This is a genomic window from Pseudoalteromonas sp. SG43-7, from assembly GCF_014164295.1.
Lineage (GTDB): Bacteria > Pseudomonadota > Gammaproteobacteria > Enterobacterales > Alteromonadaceae > Pseudoalteromonas > Pseudoalteromonas rhizosphaerae.
Map to the genome: position 1 here is coordinate 1 of NZ_JACJEY010000071.1, position 21,055 is coordinate 21,055.

General features: G+C 41.1%; 10 protein-coding genes, 1 pseudogene and 1 CRISPR repeat array. Of the genes and pseudogenes, 8 read left to right on the plus strand and 3 right to left on the minus strand.

Translation table 11 applies throughout. The annotated features are described in order from the left end of the window. Nucleotides 1-154 precede the first annotated feature (154 nt). A CRISPR array of direct repeats spans nucleotides 155-2,624; the repeat unit is 29 nt; unit sequence GTGTTCCCCGTACTCACGGGGCTGAACCG. Nucleotides 2,625-2,873: 249 nt separating this feature from the next. Then, complete coding sequence (locus tag H5200_RS20845; protein WP_182762479.1) at nucleotides 2,874-4,316, minus strand: diguanylate cyclase domain-containing protein; 1,443 nt, start codon at nucleotides 4,314-4,316, stop codon at nucleotides 2,874-2,876. Nucleotides 4,317-4,534: 218 nt separating this feature from the next. Between H5200_RS20845 and H5200_RS20850 the strand changes: the two genes are divergently transcribed. Next, complete coding sequence (locus tag H5200_RS20850; protein WP_182717799.1) at nucleotides 4,535-5,422, plus strand: cation diffusion facilitator family transporter; 888 nt, start codon at nucleotides 4,535-4,537, stop codon at nucleotides 5,420-5,422. 130 nt (nucleotides 5,423-5,552) lie between these two features. Beyond that, complete coding sequence (locus tag H5200_RS20855) at nucleotides 5,553-8,276, plus strand: ATP-binding protein (protein WP_310736254.1); 2,724 nt, start codon at nucleotides 5,553-5,555, stop codon at nucleotides 8,274-8,276. On the opposite strand, the gene H5200_RS20860 is transcribed toward H5200_RS20855, so the two are convergent. Further along, nucleotides 8,273-12,721, minus strand: coding sequence for an EAL domain-containing protein (locus H5200_RS20860; protein WP_259399252.1), 4,449 nt, complete (start codon nucleotides 12,719-12,721; stop codon nucleotides 8,273-8,275). The two genes, H5200_RS20855 and H5200_RS20860, sit on opposite strands and share 4 nt — an antisense overlap. Nucleotides 12,722-12,958: 237 nt before the next feature. Here H5200_RS20860 and H5200_RS20865 point away from each other — a divergent pair, with 237 nt between their 5' ends. The 3 genes from H5200_RS20865 to H5200_RS20875 all read left to right on the plus strand — a co-directional run bounded on the left by H5200_RS20865 (nucleotide 12,959) and on the right by H5200_RS20875 (nucleotide 16,989). Further along, a complete protein-coding gene (locus H5200_RS20865) occupies nucleotides 12,959-13,522 on the plus strand; it encodes a hydrolase (RefSeq protein ID WP_182717801.1) in 564 nt (187 codons plus the stop codon). A gap of 99 nt (nucleotides 13,523-13,621) precedes the next feature. Next, nucleotides 13,622-15,778: a TonB-dependent siderophore receptor gene (locus H5200_RS20870; protein WP_182739573.1), complete on the plus strand. Its 2,157-nt coding sequence runs from the start codon at nucleotides 13,622-13,624 to the stop codon at nucleotides 15,776-15,778. 17 nt (nucleotides 15,779-15,795) lie between these two features. Then, nucleotides 15,796-16,989: a PepSY domain-containing protein gene (locus tag H5200_RS20875; protein ID WP_182717803.1), complete on the plus strand. Its 1,194-nt coding sequence runs from the start codon at nucleotides 15,796-15,798 to the stop codon at nucleotides 16,987-16,989. Nucleotides 16,990-17,002: 13 nt separating this feature from the next. On the opposite strand, the gene H5200_RS20880 is transcribed toward H5200_RS20875, so the two are convergent. Further along, entirely contained in the window at nucleotides 17,003-17,560 is a 558-nt protein-coding gene (locus H5200_RS20880) for a TMEM165/GDT1 family protein (RefSeq protein WP_145236272.1), read from the minus strand. 686 nt (nucleotides 17,561-18,246) lie between these two features. On the opposite strand from H5200_RS20880, the gene H5200_RS20885 reads away from it, so the two are divergent. From H5200_RS20885 to H5200_RS20895, 3 genes and pseudogenes are all read left to right on the plus strand, one after another. Beyond that, nucleotides 18,247-18,966, plus strand: a complete 720-nt coding sequence (locus H5200_RS20885) for a YwqG family protein (protein WP_182717804.1) — start codon at nucleotides 18,247-18,249, stop codon at nucleotides 18,964-18,966. A gap of 211 nt (nucleotides 18,967-19,177) precedes the next feature. Further along, nucleotides 19,178-19,802: pseudogene (locus tag H5200_RS20890) on the plus strand (hypothetical protein). Between the two features lie 292 nt (nucleotides 19,803-20,094). Beyond that, a complete protein-coding gene (locus H5200_RS20895) occupies nucleotides 20,095-20,517 on the plus strand; it encodes a DUF2262 domain-containing protein (protein ID WP_182739575.1) in 423 nt (140 codons plus the stop codon). The last annotated feature ends 538 nt before the right edge of the window (nucleotides 20,518-21,055 follow it).

Here is a 21,055-nt window from a genome sequence, read left to right on the forward strand (position 1 = left end):
AGACTTTTATTTTCATGAACTCTTCTTTTGAAATCATGGTGCTTATCCAAAAGCACCAGTGTTAAGTTAACTGGATCAGATTTCAATTGTTGAAGTGGATCATTTTTGCATTGCTGGTAACACTTGAAAACTTTACTGGTTATAGCTGCGGGGTGTGTTCCCCGTACTCACGGGGCTGAACCGAAAGTTATTGAGTCTCGCCGTTACAGTGAAGCGTGTTCCCCGTACTCACGGGGCTGAACCGTGTGTTTCGTTTAGCACTTCGGGCGTGACTGGGTGTTCCCCGTACTCACGGGGCTGAACCGCGCTTATTACTCATGTATAAATAATGAATGCCGTGTTCCCCGTACTCACGGGGCTGAACCGAGCACTAAAAACGATGAGATATTCGACCCGCAGTGTTCCCCGTACTCACGGGGCTGAACCGCGTTGGTGATTTCATGGATATCATTTTAGACGGTGTTCCCCGTACTCACGGGGCTGAACCGATATACTATGACGACACTGTATCAGCAGATAGGTGTTCCCCGTACTCACGGGGCTGAACCGAAGCGCAGCTGTTAACACGAAAGAAGGTGAAGGTGTTCCCCGTACTCACGGGGCTGAACCGAAATTAAATTACTTTGATACAGTTGCCGATATGTGTTCCCCGTACTCACGGGGCTGAACCGTTTCAATACACAGCATTAACGCGCTATTAACTGTGTTCCCCGTACTCACGGGGCTGAACCGCGGCATCAGCTTTTGTTATCTGCATTTGCTCAGTGTTCCCCGTACTCACGGGGCTGAACCGTCAATAGCTGTACGCTCAGAAATAAATCCAGTGTGTTCCCCGTACTCACGGGGCTGAACCGCAGTTTGGCCTAACTGAAAACTCACCAAATTTGTGTTCCCCGTACTCACGGGGCTGAACCGGCGTTACCGAGTTGTTGAGCGTACAAGTAGTGGTGTTCCCCGTACTCACGGGGCTGAACCGCGGGTGACACGTTAATAAACAGGTTTGATGGCGTGTTCCCCGTACTCACGGGGCTGAACCGTATTTGACATTAGTTCCTGATACTTTAGGGTCGTGTTCCCCGTACTCACGGGGCTGAACCGACAGTGCGACGAGTGTTGATAGTGTCGATATGGTGTTCCCCGTACTCACGGGGCTGAACCGGTATATTTTCTTGAAAGCTATTTGTAATAGAAGTGTTCCCCGTACTCACGGGGCTGAACCGACGCCGCATTAATTGCTAATACATTAGTGCCAGTGTTCCCCGTACTCACGGGGCTGAACCGTACCCACTTATGTACATAATCATGATTATAGAGTGTTCCCCGTACTCACGGGGCTGAACCGTTATCATAGGTGGTAATGAGATAACAGGAGGCGTGTTCCCCGTACTCACGGGGCTGAACCGGGGTTTTGTTTTGGTAATTTCTTTAGGTAACGGTGTTCCCCGTACTCACGGGGCTGAACCGGGCTTGTTAGCAGCTAACGGCGCTGAGTTTGTGTGTTCCCCGTACTCACGGGGCTGAACCGGTGTTCATATTTCAGATAACGTTTTTGCAAATGTGTTCCCCGTACTCACGGGGCTGAACCGCTAAACGTAAGCTGGCGAAATTAATCCAGTCGGTGTTCCCCGTACTCACGGGGCTGAACCGCGCGCATTGCACAAAACGTCGCACCTTGGCTTGTGTTCCCCGTACTCACGGGGCTGAACCGCAATCATTCATACTTTCGATGTATGCGATCATGTGTTCCCCGTACTCACGGGGCTGAACCGACTATCAATTGAGTCTGCAAGACTGCCAACTTGTGTTCCCCGTACTCACGGGGCTGAACCGCTGATACATTTATACCATCAATTAATACAACAGTGTTCCCCGTACTCACGGGGCTGAACCGCAAAAAAACTAGCACAAACACTGACACCACCAGTGTTCCCCGTACTCACGGGGCTGAACCGATGGAAACCGACATCACAAGCGGTGGTGAGAAGTGTTCCCCGTACTCACGGGGCTGAACCGAATAAAGAAAAATCAGCGGTTGTTAATGACTTGTGTTCCCCGTACTCACGGGGCTGAACCGCTAGCTGAATCGGTTTGAGCATCTTGAAATATGTGTTCCCCGTACTCACGGGGCTGAACCGTATGCTGCCAGTGGGTTTGTGCATTTTGGCAAGTGTTCCCCGTACTCACGGGGCTGAACCGACGTTGAGGGGCTTGATCCTATCACCGCCTATGTGTTCCCCGTACTCACGGGGCTGAACCGTTAAATCATACTCTGATTTAGTTGCTGACTTAGTGTTCCCCGTACTCACGGGGCTGAACCGCCTTAGTTGCTTTTCGTTTAATATGCGATTAACGTGTTCCCCGTACTCACGGGGCTGAACCGGTATTAAATTATGTTAAACACAGCACAGTATTGTGTTCCCCGTACTCACGGGGCTGAACCGAAGGATTCGCTCGATTTAACATGGAACCGAACGTGTTCCCCGTACTCACGGGGCTGAACCGTCATCGTGCTTACTTGTGCCGCCCGCTTCTTTGTGTTCCCCGTACCCACGGGGCTGAACCGCCCTGCGCTTGTTGCCCAAGCTCTAGCCCTTGGTGTTCCCCGTACCCACGGGGCTGAACCGTAAACGAGTTTAACGCTAACTTGCCAGAGCCCGTGTTCCCCGTACTCACGGGCTGAATTGGTGAATTTAACTGGCTAAGATTTCACTTGCTGAAGTGATCATTTTGCGTTGCGGGTGACATTTCGCGCTAAAGCACGGCCTACAGTACAGGACATTTGGAGTATTGTTGAATTTATAAAGGGAGGGGTTAAGCAACATGTAATACTTTGATTTGTCGCGAGGTAAACTCGCTGCTACGAATACATGGCTCTAATGCTCTTCATCAAAGACTTGAATTTGATTGCGGCCTGTTTTTTTTGCCACGTAAAGTGCGCTGTCGGCGGCGAGGATCATCATATCGGCGGTGGTGTATTTATCTGGTTTACAGCTGTAACATCCGATGCTGAGGGTGAGGTGGTCGGCTACGTTTGAATTTGGGTGCAGGATATTTAGTTGGCTTATTTGCTGTTGCAGTAATCTGGCAAATTTTAAGCAGTGGGGTTTATCAATGCTGGGTAACACAATTGCAAATTCTTCTCCGCCGTAGCGAGCTGCTAAATCACCTTGTCGCTTACATAAGCGATGCAAGGTTTGGGCAACTTGTTTGAGTGCCTCATCGCCTTGCTGGTGGCCATTATTGTCGTTATACAGTTTAAAATAATCGATATCACAAATGATTAAACTCAATGGTTGATGTGAGCGTGTTGCGCGTTGAATTTCACGGAGTAAGGTTTGATCAAAACAGCGGCGATTGGCGATATTTGTCAGGCTGTCGAGATTTGCTTGTGATTGCAGTTCTTGGTTGGCTAAAAGTAATTGCTGTTGAGCTTGCTCTAAGCGTTGTTTATACAGAACGTTTTTCAGTGCATTGGCAATAATTTCACCTACCAGTTTGATCCGCATAAGGTCGGTGTCGGTCCAGTGGCGTATATGTGTTACACAATCACAGCCAATAAAACCAAATAAGGCGTTTTCAGAGCGCAGCCCAATACATAAAACAGACTTGATCCCCTCTGATTCAAATTCAGCTTTTTCAGCAGCAGCGGCTGGGGGTAACAAGTTTACATCAGATACCTTAAAAACGTGCTTTTCGTTCATCGTGGTAAAAAAATAAGGTAATAGGTCTTGTTGAATATCTTGCAGCTTTTCTTTAAAAGGCTTGACCTGCGTATTAACCCATTCATGAGTATTGCTCATGGCTTTGCCGTTTTCACTAAATTGAAATAAATAGCTGCGATCAGCATCACAAAATGTACCTATGGTTTTTAAAGCGCTTTCGATCTGTTGATCGAGGTTGTCTATTTGTATATCAATAAGTTGTGTTGATATTTTTGCTATTACTTCGTCAAAATCAGCGTGTACAGTAAACGATGTGTGCGGTTCAAGCGCCAGCATTATTAACTGTGGGCCAATTAAACTATAGGTGACTGTAACACGCAGGAGTGTGTGTTTTGTGGCAATGTTATAGATGTGTTCGGTGTTATTTTGGGGAGTTAAAAAGGTCTGATAATCAACAATCGTGTGGTTTTCTGTGTGTTTAATTGATAAGTGCTGAAACGCTTTTTCCACTGGACTTATTGCTGGCATTAATTTAAGTAACTGCTGACTTGATGCGTTGGCGTGCAGCGTATCTGTTTGTTGATCAAACAGCACAATTGCAAGTGGCAACGCTTGTAAAGATTGCCAAATTTCGTCTACAGAATACTGTCTCACTGGATTTCCAACTTCTTATTAACATATTAAGCTTACATTCAATTTTAAGAAAATGGTATTTTAATTAGCCGTTTTATATATAAATTAACTCGATATTAAGTTTTTAGTGCGTTTGGCTTATGGAAGTACTACAATTGATACTGTATATCATTACTCTTTTAAACGTTTTTTAGAATGATGACTCTTAGCACACTTAAGCACAGGTAAAACCGCTTTTCATGACCGACATTACAACTCACCAAGCATCACGACGTAGATTATTAATTGCATTAGCAATCACTAGCTCATTTATGGTTATTCAAGTTATTGGTGCCTATTATGCAAACTCTCTTGCCGTATTAGCCGATGCTGGGCATTTATTTGTTCATAATAGTTCTTTATTTATTGCTTTGATCGCATCGAGCTTAGCGATTCATTTAGCTAAAAACTACAACGATGGTTATCAAAAAGCAGAGTTGACCGGTGGTTTGATCAACGGTTGTTTATATTTGGCGATCAGCCTGGTGATTTTATACGAAGGCGGCGAGCGCTTTGTACATCACCATGAAGGGCAAGGCCCCGTCGTCAATAGCTATTTAATGTCGGTTATTGCCGCCACTGGATTTTTATTTCACGGTGCTGCAGCATGGGTATTATATAAAGGTAGAAAGGCTAGCTTTAATGTTTATGCGGTATTTTTACATTCATTTTTTGATTTGATTTCAACTGTCTCTACGTTTATCGCCGGTATACTTATTTATCTAACGGGTTGGAGCATTATTGATATTTTATCGAGCATGCTGATTGCGTTATTTGTTTTGTTTACAGGTGTAAAAGTGATTGTTGGGTGCGTTAAAGGTCTGCGTTTAAATAAAGCAAAACTACCCGATGTGGCCGATATTGAAAGTGCCATAGGACAAGTTGAGCATGTAGAAAATGTGCACAATGTTACGGTTATGCGCCGTGACAAGGAGTTAGTTGTAGGGGCGCATGTGGTACTTAAACAACATTGCACTATAGAAAAACATGATGAAGCATGCCGACTTAAAGTTGAGCAATTGCTAGCAAGGCAATTTAATGTTGGCAACAGCGTATTACAAATCGAAAGTCATGGTTGTCAGCATTAAATACAACTAGTTAACTTGGCAAAATGCGTTTTTTATTTTACTTTTAGATATAGCCTATTTTATACGGAACAATCCATTGCCGTTTTTTCAGCATCGATATTTTGCATTCAGCTGTTCTATACTTTTAGGCGTGTTGGCCGGTTTTGTTAATTTACTGCCATTTTGGTTTCTCGACAGCTCTGAATTTTTATTTGGTCAGCTGTTTGTTTTAATTTGTTTGTTGCTATTTGGCTTACGCTACGCGTTAGTTGCTTGTACTATCAGTGCGGCTTTTATTTTTTATCGTTGGGGGCATTGTTGGCCATCAATTGTGTTTGTTGGCGAAGTGCTTTGGCTGTATCACTTTAGCTTTAAAACTGCACGGCTGCTGTTTATTCGCGGTATAATTTATTGGTTGTTAATTGGTATTCCGCTGCTGGGACTCATTGGCTATTTTATCATTGAGTTGCCATTACTGGCGGTCATTACCGCCTTGGTTAAGTATTTTTTAAATGCAGCCATTGTTTTATGCGTTATTGATTTACTCAGTTTCTTCTTTATTCAGCAAGTGTGGCAAAAACGACCAAATTCGCTGTATAAAATTCTTAATTACATTGTAAGCATCCTCATTATTTTAGTGGTGTTATTAACCACCATTGTACTTACCAACAATCATTATGCGCGTATCGAATATGAAGTGAAGGCGCAGCTTGCTGAAAAATCCGAAGACATTGCTGAAAAAATTGACCTGTATTTAAATGGCTATCGCCGTGGCATCGTATTAACTGCAAAAGCCATCGAGCAGGGGGTCGATAAACAGTTAGCATTGAGTCAGTTAATGGCACTATACCCTAACTTTCTTACATCAATGGTTACGGATGAAAACGCAATAGCACAGGTATTTAATCCACTTAGTTTGCAAGAAAGCTTAAAAGGCAGCAATTTATCGGTTGCCGATCGCGATTACTTTACGATCGGTAAAGACTCGCCAACAGGGTATATTTCTAATGTTTTTAGGGGCCGAGGATTTGGTAATGAACCCATTGTGGGTGTTTCTGCACCAGTGAATATTAACGGGCGTTTTCAGGGAGTGGTTGAAGGTTCGTTAGTGTTGGGCTCCTTTTTGCAATTTAGGCCAACCATATTTGATAATGATGGTGAACTGATAATTCTTGATGCCAAAAAACACGTGGTGTTTAGCACCTTACCTAATCATTATTCGGTATTGACTCAGCTCACTGAAGATAAATTTACCCAGTTACAAGGTGATCAACAAGCCATTATGACCATCGACATTGATGGCGAACAATATTACGTAAAAATATATTTATCACAGCAACAAGGTTGGTATGTAGCAAGCTTATTAAAACGGAAATACGCTAATCTTGTGGCGGCAAGTGCGTGGGGGCAATCACTATTACTAACTCTTGTGGTGATTATTTTGATCAGTATCTTTATCACCCAGTTGAGTCGATGGTTAGTGAGGCCAATAGATGAGCTTACTGAACAAATCGATGCCTTTGATCCTAAAACTGAAATCAGTGATTTACAGACTCAAAATAATGCGTGGCTGGAGGTGCTGAGCTTACAGCAGCAATTTGCTACTTTAGCATTTAAATTGACCAGCAACTTTAAAGATCTAGAACAAGTAAACACTGAAAATGCAGCACTTAATCTGCATTTAAAACAGTTTAATGTAGAGCTAGAGTATCAAGTAAATGAAAAAACAGATGAATTAGTTAAAGCTGTGGCAACTGCAAATCAGGCCAGCAAAGCTAAATCACAATTTTTAGCGAATATGAGTCATGAAATTCGCACCCCGCTTAACGGTATTATGGGGCTGACTGATATTTTACTTAATGCTGATGACGTGAAGTTGGAATACCGCGAACAATTGCAAATGATCCAGCAAAGCGCTAAAAATCTATTATTGATTTTAAACGATATTTTAGACTTTTCGAAAATTGAGGCGGGGGCGGTCAAACTAGACATTCATATAGTTAATGTACGAAAACTGCTTACTCAATTAGCACAGGTGTTTACAAATACTGGCGTACAGCCAGGCGTTGAATTTATATTAAATATTGCCCCGTCAGTACCCGATGTGGTGCAGTTAGATTCACTAAGGTTAAGCCAAATTGTCAATAACTTGTTGAGTAATGCAGGGAAATTTACGAAAACTGGTAGTATAACGATGAACATTGATTATGCTGATAATCATTTATCTGTGGCTGTAACTGACACTGGCATTGGTATTTCTGGGCAACAGCAATCATCGTTGTTTCGTGAGTTTACTCAAGCTGATATTTCAACCACGCGGCAATATGGTGGCACAGGATTAGGCTTAACTATTTGTAAGCGAATAGTTCAGTTAATGGGAGGCAAGCTGGTATTACACAGCGAGATTGGTAAAGGCAGTTGCTTTACTATCACAATTCCTATTGAAGTAGTGCAACTTACTCATGAAGTAGACATACAGCAAAGCATTCCTGACTTAACTGGGTTGAAAGTATTACTGGTAGAAGATAATCAAATCAATCAAATCGTTATTGCAAAAATGCTCAGTGACACCCATTGCACCTTAGAAGTTGCTAACGATGGTGAAAAAGCACTGGCGTGTTTACAACACAATATGGCCGATATTATTTTAATGGATTGCCAAATGCCTATTATGGATGGTTATCAGTGCACAGCTGAAATCCGTAACAACAGTGCTCAATTTGGTCCTGTGATTATTATTGCCATTACCGCAAATGCTTTTGAAGACGACCAAAAACGTTGTTTAGAAGTGGGTATGGACGATTTTATAGCCAAACCCGTGGATCGCGGCCAACTTTTTCAATGCCTTAAAAAGTGGGCTGATACATTGAGCTAGGTAGTTTGCAATTTCTCTAGCAGTGCTTGGATATACGCATCGCTAATGAGAATCTCTGCAGTTGTTGGTTTTGCAAAGTAATAGCCTTGAAGGTCATCACAGCCGATACTGTTTAAAAAGCGTATTTGCTCAATTGTTTCTACGCCTTCTGCAATACAATATAGATCTAGGTTTTCAGCTAAGGTGTGGATTGTTTTGATGATTGATTCATTATTACTATCTTGGCCGATATTACGCACAAAGCTTTGATCAATTTTAATCACATCAATTGGAAATTGACTTAAATACGTTAAAGACGAATACCCGGTACCAAAATCATCCAGTAATAATTTAAAACCTGCGTTTCTGAGCGCTTGCAGCTGCTTAGCTGCTTTGTTTTTGTCATCAAGCAAGGTGTTTTCGGTGATCTCTAAACGTAACTGAACAGGTTTTATATGATGCTGATTTAAAATAAGTAATAAGCGTTCGGTTAAATTAGATTTTAAAATATGCACAGGTGATAGATTTAACGATAAGTAAAACCGTGGGTTAGCTTTAAATAATGGTGCGAGATCTTCAAGTGCACGGGTCAGCGCCTGCTCGGTGAGTACATCGATTAAACCAGTTTCTTCTGCAATAGGAATAAACACTGCCGGTGATATCAATTCTGCTTGGTGTTGCCAGCGCATTAATAGCTCTACACCTTTGATTTTTTTGCTTTTATTATTAACAATTGGCTGGTAATTATTAAAAAATAAATCGTCTTTGTAGGCATCTTTTAAGGCATTTTCGAGCAGTAGTTTTTGGGTGATTTGGTTATTCATTTGTTCAGTGAAAAACTTAAAGCCGTTGCGGCCCGATTGCTTAGCATGCATCATTGCGATGTCGGCATTACGAATAAGCTCATCGGTGGTGTCGGCATCAAATGGGTAGAGTGCCACACCGACGCTGGCCGAGATATTAATTGCAAAATCGTTGATCACCACCCGTTTTGCAAGTTCTTCAGTGAGGCTACGCACTAAGTTACTCAAACTTTGTGGCGAGTCTAAGTTTTTAATTAATAATAAAAACTCGTCACCGCTTTGACGCCCAACAATGGCATTTTTATCAAGCATACTATTCATTCGATAGGTAATATCACATAACAGCTGATCGCCAACCGCATGACCAAATGAGTCATTCACCGGTTTGAATTTATCTAAATCTATAAACAGTAAAGCAACTAGACTGGCATGTGTATCGGCATCTTTTATCGCATGCGATATCTTTTGATACATTAGTGACCGATTTGGTAGCTTAGTTAATGGATCATAGTTTGCCAGATAGCGTAGTTCATTTTCAGCGCGTTTTTGCTCGGTTAAATCAGAAATAACCACCACATAATAACTCACTACATTACTGTCTTTTGCCACTGCGGTAATACTAATATGAATAGGGTGCGACGGATTTATCTTAGTTTTTATATAAGCGTCACCACGCCAATTTTGTTTCGGTTGTAATGATTTTAGAATATTGATGAAATCGACATATTGTTTTTTCCCCAGTGCTGCTAAAAACCGTTTTAGTTCAAGCTTTGCTGGGATTGTTTGAATAGAAAAGGCTTCTGCAAAGCTATTATTAACAGAAAACGGAGTCAGTTGACTGTCTAAAATAAGTAGCCAATCGTTTATTTGGCTAAAGGCTTCGCCTAATACCGCAGCTTGCTGTGCTGTAGCACGTTGTTCGGTTATATTGGTATAGATTCCAGCTAATCTTGTAGGATAGCCTTGCTCGTTCGTTTCAATCACTTTACCGATATCGTGATACCAAAGCCAGTTTCCATTAGCATGTTGAAGCCGATACGTGACCTGCCATTGTTGAGCATTTTTTTGAGTGATGAATAAATGCCAATCATGAAGAACTTTACGTTTATCATCTGGGTGTATTAATGCGCAAAAATCGTCAAAATTGAACTTTTGTGGCAAAGTTTTATAGCCTAGCTCATGTTTTAAGCGCTGCTGCTTTATCCAATGTGCGGCAATATCAACTTCCCATACACCGCTTTTACTACTGTTTAAAGCAAGCTCTGTTTGTTGTTGTGATTGCAGTATTTCATCATGAGTATGCTTAATAATGCGCTGACGGGAGCGGTATTGCCAAAAAATAACAAATAGCACTAAAAACGTAAGTAATAAATAAAGGCTTATTGCAAGTGGCGAGCGCCACGGAGCATAGGCAACAGTAAAGTTAAGTGTTTTTTCATCACCCAGGCCTGAGTCATTTAAGTTATATGCTGCGATTGTTAGTTGATAATCACCAGCAGGAAGCTTAGTAAAAAAAACTTTATTATTGTTTAGCTTGTCATAACTTAATTTATTGGGGCCGGTTAATGACACCTTATAGCGTGTTCTATCTACATTTTGAAAATCAAAGTTAGAAAAACTAACTTCTAAGCCCACATCTTCATCAGTTAGTTGTAAAGGCTGGTTGGCGTATTGCAATGGATGATAATTAAGTGTACGGGAGAGTAACGATATATCGGTGATTTCAGTCACTGTGCTGTCACGATCATTAGGGACAGATAAAAAGTCTTGCGGGGCAAGTGTTAGCACGCCACGGGTACTGCCAAAAGCTAAGCGGCCATCGTTTAGCTGAGTATGTGAGTCAATATTAAATTCATTCACAGTTAAGCCATCTTTAACAGTATATGCATTTAATTGCATTGAACTTAAGTCGAGTCGATAGAGGCCATTTTTACTGCTGATCCATAAAAAGCCAAATTGGTCGATTTGCAAGGCGACAATTGTTTTCGTTTTAATGCCATTACTGAGGTTTATACGGTGTTTTACTTCGTAACTGTTGGCGTCAAGACCAATTAGTCCTTCTTGGGAAGAGGCAAGCCAAAGGGTATTGTTATAATCGATCACCCAATCATCGATAGTGACATAATTTATTGGGTTATAATTTTCGACTTCGTAGATCAAGGTGAGTTTTTGGCTGGACTCATTATAACGATATAACGCGCCAGATACGCTGATCAAGTAGTCATCGGGTTTATGGGGCAATGGTTTTAAAAAAGCGTGCACATTGACGGGATCTAACTGCTCTTTGAGACCTTTAATTACGTTAGTCTGACCACTGTTTCCATCATACAGGAAATAATCATTCTCGCTAAAAAATGCAAAGGTATCAGTCGTGATTTGATGATATCCATAGCCTGGGCCGCTGTCGAGAATGGCTTGTGTATTGCCTTGCATTGGTAGAGCTATTTTTTGTTCGGTTTTTTTATCAAATAAAGCAAGACCATCATAGAGCAGTAACCACAAATAACGGTCTGGCTCATTTAAGTGCGCCGAGGCAATACCATACACAGCAAATTGGCCATAAAACGCTTTGCTGTCATCGCTGGCTAAGTAAGTTTTTTCGGTAGTCTCATCTAGGCGCATTTTGGCTAGGCCATTATCGGTGCCCAGCCACACGGCGTTATCGTCTTGGTAAACAGCAAGGATCACATTGCTGTGCAATTTATCATTACTGGTGATTTGAATATTGCCAAAACGCCTTGCTAAAGTGGACCAAGTAAAAACGCCTTGCGAGCGCGAGGCAAGCCACATAAGCCCTGTTTTATCAACCATCACATCTAAAATAGTGTTGTCGGTCATGTGAAATTTACTTTGATCAAAACGTAAAAGAAACTCATTGTGATCAGTATGGCGATGGTATTGATAAAGGCCATCCTCAGTGACTATAAATTCACCATAAGGGGTATTAACATAATCCCAAATATTATGTTCCGCGAGTAGCGTTTTTACGTTATTGAAGTCTAATAACTCATTGTTATTAAAAGCAATAGAATAAAATCCTTCGACTGTGCCAACCAGTAAACCAAGCTGCGAGTCGATGGATAAAAATTTGATATTGTTATTATCTGGATTGAGCTTATCCTTGGCAACTAAAGGTATTTTAGTTATATGTTCATCAATTAATGATTTAGAGTACAACCCATCAGTGGTGGCAATATACAAAAAGTCATTATGAACAGTAATTGCGCGGACAGAATTATCATCTTTACTGATTGAAAACTCATGGGTATAGGTATTTTTTTGTGGATCAAAGGCATACACATGTTGATTAATGGCGTAATAAAACAGCTGCTGATGTTCGGCGATGGCAAAAATAGGAGAAAAGTGTTTATCTTCAGCGTTTAACTTACCTGAATAAATTTTACTAACTTTGAGTGTCACAGGATCTATAAGAAACGCACCAGAATACTCAGTTGATACAAAAATATCGCCGTTGTGTGTTTCGAACAATACAATAATTGAGAGTTGATCCAGTGAGTATTCACCAGAGAATATTTTTACCTCATAGCCATCAAACCGGTTTAAACCCTGTAATGTACCGATCCAAATAAATCCCAGTTTATCTTGCAGTGTGCTAGTTACGTGGCCTTGTGATAACCCTTCATCCGTGGATAAGCGTTGCAATTGCTGAGCATAGCTTTGAGCACTGGAATTAACACTAAACCAAGTGCATAAAATACTAAATAAGATGAAAAAAAAGTTTCTCAATCGCACTTAAGGTACTGCTCCCCTGAGATAAAGTGGTTGTTAGCCGTTAGTAAATATAGCATAACAATTTACAGTTGAATTAAAGAATTAGCTATATAAGATATACATTTGTATAACAAATCACTTATGCTGTTAGTTATGTTTAGATCACGGATGTTCACATTGCCTCATTCATTTAATGCTCACACCATGCAAAGTCTGCTGTTAGTTGTCGATATTCAAGACAAATTAAGTCCTGCGATGCCTCGTTATGAACAAGTAAAACAGGTCACAGTGCAATTAGTAAAAGCTGCACAATTGTTGCATATTCCTATTTTAGTCACTGAACAATATAAACAAGGGCTTGGCGAAACTGATCAGCAATTAAAAGCTCAGATTGGGCAAGCTGAGTTCTTTGATAAAACCCACTTTAGCGCGTGTAAAGAGGACGGTTTTTTAGAGCTTATTGCTAGCTATAAACGCCCGCAAATTATTGTAGTTGGTATGGAAGCGCATGTATGCGTATTACAAACTTGTTTAGATTTACTGGCGCAAGGTTATCAGGTGTTTTTAGTCATGGATGCGGTTAGTTCGCGTAATGATCTGCACCGCGATTTAGCTATAGCTCAGCTAAGACAAGCAGGTGCTGTGATCAGCTGCGCTGAAAGTGTGATTTTTCAATGGACCGAAGTGGCAGCGACACCTGTATTTAAAGAGATTTTAAAGATTGTTAAATAAGCTTGGCAACAAGAAGAGAATAATTTCACTTCAGCATTGTAAATGATAGTGGTTTTTATTATCATGCCGTAAATTATTTTGATTGCTGTATAAATATCAATGAAACCTTCTTTAATAGCATTAGCCCTAAGTTCTATTACCATGACGCCTGTTGTCGTTGCTGCGCAAACAACAGCAGCAGGATCTGCAACTGATGAGTCTACTGTTGTAAAAAACGACATAGAAACCATTTCAGTCGTTGGACGAGCGTTTTCACTGTATCGCCCAACAGAATCAACGTTTGGTACTCGTACCGATACGCCGCTAGAGAAAATTCCACAGTCAATCCAGGTTATTCCGCAAGCGTTAATCAGCGATCAGGCTGCACGTCAAGTAACTGATCTGTACAGCAATATTGCGGGTGTTAATGGCTTTAGTTACTCAGGTGTTACGTTTCGTGGTTTTCGCCAAGATGAAATTTTATACGATGGTGTAAAAGGTGACCCATTTAGTGGTTTTGCGGTACCACAGTTGTTTAATATTGAGCAAGTGGCTGTTTTAAAAGGCCCTAGTGGCGCTGTGTACGGCAGTGGTAACCCTGGCGGGATCATTAATTATATGACCAAAAAGCCCAGCTATGATAGTAAAACAACCGTTGCAGTTGAACTGGGTAATGATGATTTTTTTAGTGCCGCAGTCGAATCAACGGGCAGTGCCAATGACGCACAGACCCAAGCCTACCGTGTTGGTGTTTATAAAGATTCAGATAAACCATTTCGTGAAAATACCAGCGAAGATAATACTATTATTGATTTAGGCTATCGTTTTGATTTTAATAACGACACTAATCTGGTATTGCAATATACCCATGTTGATCAAGATTTAGGCGGCGCTAGATTACGTGGCGTGCCAGTGGATAAAAACGGTAACTTTATTGCCGACATAAGCTGGAATCATAATGAAGCAACTGATTATCAAACCGTTATTGCTGACGTGTTTCAAGCAAGTTTTCAGCACCAATTTAATGAGGTATTTCGCAGTGATATCACTGCGCGTTATTTTAGTAACGATGCCAATCAAAACTATCATGAGCCGCGTGGACTAAGTGACACAGATGGCGATGGAGTACTGGATTGGAGCGAGCGCGAATTTCGTGATCAACAACGCGAAAATACCGGGCTTAGTTTTACTGCCAATTTAATTGCTGACACTGAGCTTGCCGCTATGCAACATGTGATGCTGGTGGGTGTAGATTGGTATAAGCATGAGTTTGAATCTGCATATAGAACAGCTGTACAAGCCAGCAAAGGCGGCCCAGTGCCAGGGATCTCAATATTAAATCCTGTGTATGGATTGACTTCAAAAGATGATTATGATTTAGCAAACGTAACACCGCGTTTATCAAGTACTGAGTCAACACGTATTGGCCTGTATGCACAAGACCAAGTTGATGTTACCGATAAATGGAATGTTACGGTTGGCTTACGGTACGATCGTTTTGAAGACACCGATGTCCTTAATAACACCGAGTTTTCAGACAGCGATGTGACGTATCGTATTGGCACAAGTTATAACTTAAACGATACCTTTTTCCCTTATGCGCTGTATGGCACAGGCTTTATGCCACAATCGGCCAGTAATCAAAATCAAGATGTAGGCGGGCCATTTAAACCAGAGCACAGCAATATTCGTGAACTTGGTTTACGTACTAAGTTACTTGATGACTCGTTGGCTGTGAATATGGCAACGTACCGCATTATCCGTAACAATATTTTACAAGCCAGCACTGAGTTATCAGACACCGGCGTTGATCAAATGGAAGCGTTAGGCGAAGTTGACAGCCGAGGCTTTGAACTTGAGATTGTTGGCGATGTCACCGAACGTTTAGTGATCACAGCAAGTTACGCATACAACGACACGCGTATTGTTGAGCAAAGTGAAAAATTTTCCGCGCAAGCAAAAGGCAGCGATAAATTTGCCAATGCGCCACAAAATACCGCAGGGTTGTGGACGCGTTATGAGTTACCGCAGTTGCACTCATCAATCGCGGCAGGTCTTGATTATGTTGATGAACAAGTCAGTTTAGACGGTGATAAAGTACAGCCGTATACCGTTTATAACATGGCTTGGAAGACTGAATATCAACAATGGGTTTGGCAGCTCTCAGTTAAAAACGTGTTTGATAAAGAGTATGCATCAAGTGGCTTTATAACTCGTGCTGGGCATTTCCCGGGGGAACCACGCCGCGTCTATTTGTCGGCTAAGTACACATTCTAAACTGACAATTTCGTACTATGAAAGCAAAGCAGTGGTTTAACTTACATGCTTGGGCAGGGCTCTTGGTTGGCAGCTTGTTATTGATAACGTGTTTATCTGGCACGTTGGCAACCTTGAGCCACGAAATTGAATATCTTAGTGATAGTAAATTTCGTGCCCTCTCGCATTCCCCTAATACTGACTTTGCTGCAATTGAGAATACACTTGCCCAGCGTTATCCTGGCAGCCAAATCATTAGCATATTGCGCCATCAACAACCTTACTTAGCAACCGAAGTGTCGCTTAAGTGGCAGCAACAGTTTTTGTTTGTGTATGTTGATGGTGCGACGGGGCAATGGCTTGGCGAAGGTCAGTGGGGGCGAGTATCGCGCTTTTTACGTAACTGGCACATGAATCTATCGATGGGTTGGACAGGTAAGTTGATCGTCACGAGTTTAGCCATTCTCTTGGTTATTTTAGTGGTTACTAGTCCGATTGTTTATCGCCAGTGGTGGCGACATTTTTTAAAAAAGCCACGGCAATTAAAAACAACCAATCGTAGCAGCTGGGCTGATTGGCATAAATTACTGGGGCTTTGGAGTTACTGGTTTATTGTGGTCATGGCTATTACTGGCGTGTGGTACTTAGTTGAACACACCTTACAAACAGCCAAAATTGACCATTATATAACCCCCCCCGCAGAGGTTACGGATCTACAAACTGATGTCGCGCATCCGCCAGCGATAAGTGCCATGGTAAACGCGGCGCAATCAGCGTTTCCAAGTTTACATATTCGCGCTATACAATACCCAAGCAAAGCAAATAAACCGGTTTTGGTACTGGGCGATAATGATGACATTTTAGTACGTTTACGAGCTAATAAAGTGTATTTAGATCCAGCTTCAGCAGATGTACTGGCAATTCAAAAAGCCGCAGATTTACCTATTGTCGCGCGCATTAAAGATACCGCCGATCCTTTGCATTTTGGCAACTTTGCAGGGCTAGGTACGAAGTTAATTTGGGCTGTGTTTGGTTGTTTAATGACCTGTATATGTATGGCTGGATTGTATATGAATTGGCTGAGAGTAAAGCGTAAGCAGCGTTCATTATTGCAATGGTTTGGTATCATGGGTGCAGTTAGTGTTTTATTAGTATGTTGTTCCCTGATCCTCACAACGCAAACATTTAGTGTACGCCAAGCACCAGCAAAACTATATTCGCCGGTGCTGTAACGTGCAGATAAAGTTAGCTAGTAACTAGGCCGTAACAACCCAAAGCAACAAACACTATTGCAGCAAGCATTCTTACTTTTGCCATTGGAATACGTTTTAGCAAGGCATTGCCAGCATAAATAACCGGCACATTGGCAAGTAACATACCTACAGTGGTTCCTATGGTTACCCACAACACTGATTGATACTGAGCGCCAAGCAATACTGTTGCTATTTGGGTTTTATCGCCAATTTCGGCAATGAAAAACAGCACCAAGGCTACTAAAAAAGCCCCGTATTGATCGTACTTATTGCTTACTTCTTCATCTTTATCTGGGATCAGTAGCCATAAGCCAACGACAATAAAACAGCCGTTCACAATCCAAGGCAGGTACGAAGAGGTAAAGCTTTGCGATAAATAATCGCCCAACCATGCAGACAAACCATGATTGATAATAGTAGCGACTAAAATACCTAAAATAAGTGCAGGTTTATTGGCAAAGCGGGCAGCTAACAACAGGGATAAAAGTTGCGTTTTATCGCCTATTTCAGCTAAAGCAACGGTGACGGTTGATGTGATAAATGTATCCATTTTACTTCTATAAGGCGGGAACATTAAACCAAGGTAAACGCCTATCTCCCGCCATGAGGATAGTGTTTACCCAGGTCTTGCCGATAATGCTTGCTACATTACAAACTTACCATGCACATGAGGTGCAATTATGTTGATAAGTTTACTTGCTGCGCTTTAAGTTAAAAGGCATCAAGCAGGCTACTCCCCCGAGAAGTGCGCACTTTGCCACATTTCTTTTTTAGAGTAAAGGTACAACAACAGGTTTTGTGGTGCGGCTGAGGGTGAACCCTGTAATTGAATATAAACGTATGCTTCACGCGCAGTACAGGAGCTAGAATACAATCAAGACTACAGCGAGTTTGAAAAAGACTACCAGTTCCCTGATATGCCTTTACCATCTATTGGCATCACAATTAATTTTTAAAGATGATAATCCTCTTACTCTAAGTGTGAGAGGGTTAAGCATCTGAAATATAAATTTAGCGTTTTATGTGAAAGTCAGTTGTCGATTGAATCAAAATAGGAACTAGGCTATGGTTGAAGCATCAATCAAAATAAAATAAAAACGAGTAATTCTACAGGCTCGTTAGATAAACAAAAGCCCTTCAAGGGTTTGGATAGTGGGTTAAGTTAATAACCCGTTGAACATATACATAGACACGGAATGAACGCCGGTTGTGTTTGCGTTATAAAAGGAGAGTTGTTTGAACCCTAAAATTTTGGAAGACTTTATTAGCACTGATGAAGATTTTTCCCCTCATAAGGCTTATTTGGATTCGATCAGTAAATCCAGCGTTGATATTTTGTTTTCAGATGGTGTCGCCAGTGACTCTGGGAGTCGGTTTGGCGGTAATCCTCTGGTTGCAAAGGACTTTGTCTGGCCAGAACATAACGTTGGCGAATACCGGTTTTTAGGCCAGATTAATTTTTCTGAAATCCTCGATTGTCCTGAGCCGCTGCCCAAATCCGGTTTGCTATCACTCTTCTATGCTTATGATCACGACGGTGAAATTTTCTGGGGTGCTGAAGGATATGTGATCGCTTACTATTATCCGGATATTAATGATTTAGTTATGTTTGAGCAAGCAGCTGTACCGCAGGAGGCAAAGGTAATCCGTTTGGAAACCGGGCTGGAAATCCCCAAACATGAAGAGTTACGCAGTGACTGGCCTTTCGATACTAATCTTTTGTATGAACTGCCTTATCTAATAGGCCATCGCGAGAACTACATGCTGGGCTATCCGTCATTTTGTTCGCTTGCTTATGACCCGACCCCTGGTGATGAATGGCTTCCGCTGCTCACTCTGGCATCTCACGATGGGCTTGGCTGGTGTTGGCATGATGGGGATAAGCTTATGGTATTTATTGAGAAAGAAAAGCTTAAAAATGCCGACTTCAGCTGCCTGAAGACCGATGCTGGGTAGCCGCATAATTAAAGTCCTCCTTATTAATACTGTTATAAAATAGGCTTTTTGGATTGCTCTGAAGTGACTATTTTTGTTTAAAGCGAGTGTAAACCGTTATCCGTGTTTAAAAATAACAAGGAAAAAATAACAAAGACATCCAGTTTAATTTTGTATTTTGTGAAACGAAGTACTAAGTTTTATTAAGTGCAAAAAATGAGCAGGGTGTCTTATTGAAATCGCAAGAAAGCGTCAAGTAAGTTTGGTTGATACAAAATATTATCACTGTATTTCACGTTGCGTACGGCGTGCATTTTTATGTGGCGAAGACCACTTTACCGGTCAATCCTACGGGCACCGCAGAGGGGGAGGGGGGATTTAGGTCACAAGTACTACTTGATGAAGCAGCATTAGCAGCCTGCATGGCATATGTTTATTTAAATCCGATTAGAGCTAAGATGGTAAAAACACCTGAAGAGTCAGGCCATATTAGTGTTAAAAAACGTTTAACATGCGCCAAAGATGGCAAGCAACCAAAACAACTACTTCGCTTTGCAGGTATACCACGTCAAATCATGCCAAAAGGGTTACCGTTTGAGCTTAAATCGTAGCTTGAATTCGTTGAGCTAACAGGACGTTGTATATGGTAAAGCAAGCGAGGGTATATTAAAAGTACACACTTACCTTTACTAGAAAGAGTCAATATTTCTCCAGAAAACTGGTTAGAACTCACTACGTAATTTACGCGCGTATTTCACGGCGCAGTAGGCAGGCTGTCTTCACAATAACGTTACGGTGAAAACTTAAATCGGAAGCGGCGTGCAAATATCAGTAATTGTAAAAAACTACTGGCATAGCGCTTGAATTACTCAGTAAAAAGTTAAAAACTGATGTCATTTTATGCATGTAATTTAGGTTTAAGAATGCTAATGACTTATTTAATGGATGAAGTAAAAGTAACCCTGTAGTAAAAGATAAATTCTTAACCTAAAAAGTAATTTTATTGTAACGGCTGTGTTTGTTCAATTAGAGTGACTGTCTTGTTTAGTTTCATTGAATCAAAATAGGAACTCGGCTATGGTTGATACATTAATAAAAATAAATTAAAAACGAGTTATTCTACAGGCTAGTTAAACGTCAGAGAGAGTTATGTACGAGAAAGCGTTAGATAATCTAGAAATGGATGAAAGAATTGAAGGTACCTACAAAGGTAGTTTCAATTTTAAAGGAGATGAAGTTCGCATTCATGTTGATCCAGATGGAGAGAAGTTAGAAGACACGATTACTCTGGCCAAAAGGATTCTTTCTTCTTTGGATGCATACGACAAGAAAGCCAGAGGCTACATAATAGAAAACAGCCTGCAATCGTACAATGAAGACTGGCGGGAAGATGATGAACCAATACTGACAGCCATGGAGTTCGATAAAAACCTGCGATTGGATGGAGTAAATTTCTTATCCTCTGATAGCGTTGATTTTTTCTACAGCGAAAATAACATGTTTGGAGGCCATTCATTAATTCCACAAATCTTTGATAGTGAGAACTTTGAATATTTGCAAATGTATGGGTAAAACGTTTAACACATATGAGCCTTAACACTATCAATAGGCACTAGTAGTCTTTTTGACCGTTTTATATAATGGCGGTCAACTCTAAATCAATAAACAAATTTGTTTACTTCGTCTGTCGATGCGGCTGTTAAGCAAGTAGCTTACGGCAAACACATATAAGGAGCGCTACGCAATAATATTTACATTATTAGCACTGCATTTGCTTATATTCTTCTAAAGCGCAGCGTTTCTGAACCTCTTTGTGAATAATTCAATTAAATATTTTTTGCACAAAGAGCAGAGAAAGAGAAGTAAATGAGAACTAACTTGAAGGCTAATATTAGCAGCGTAAAATACGATGCATTAATAAAGGTAAGCCCTTACATCTTAAAATAAGCCATTAAGCACCTGTAATACCTTCCAAAACGCCAATTTGCATATTCTCACCAGCTTTGATCATCCAATGGCATTAACTTTGATCACTTATTCTCATTAAGCTTTGATCACGAAAATTACGCGATAATGATCACTTTTGTGTTCTTAATGATTTTGCCGATCA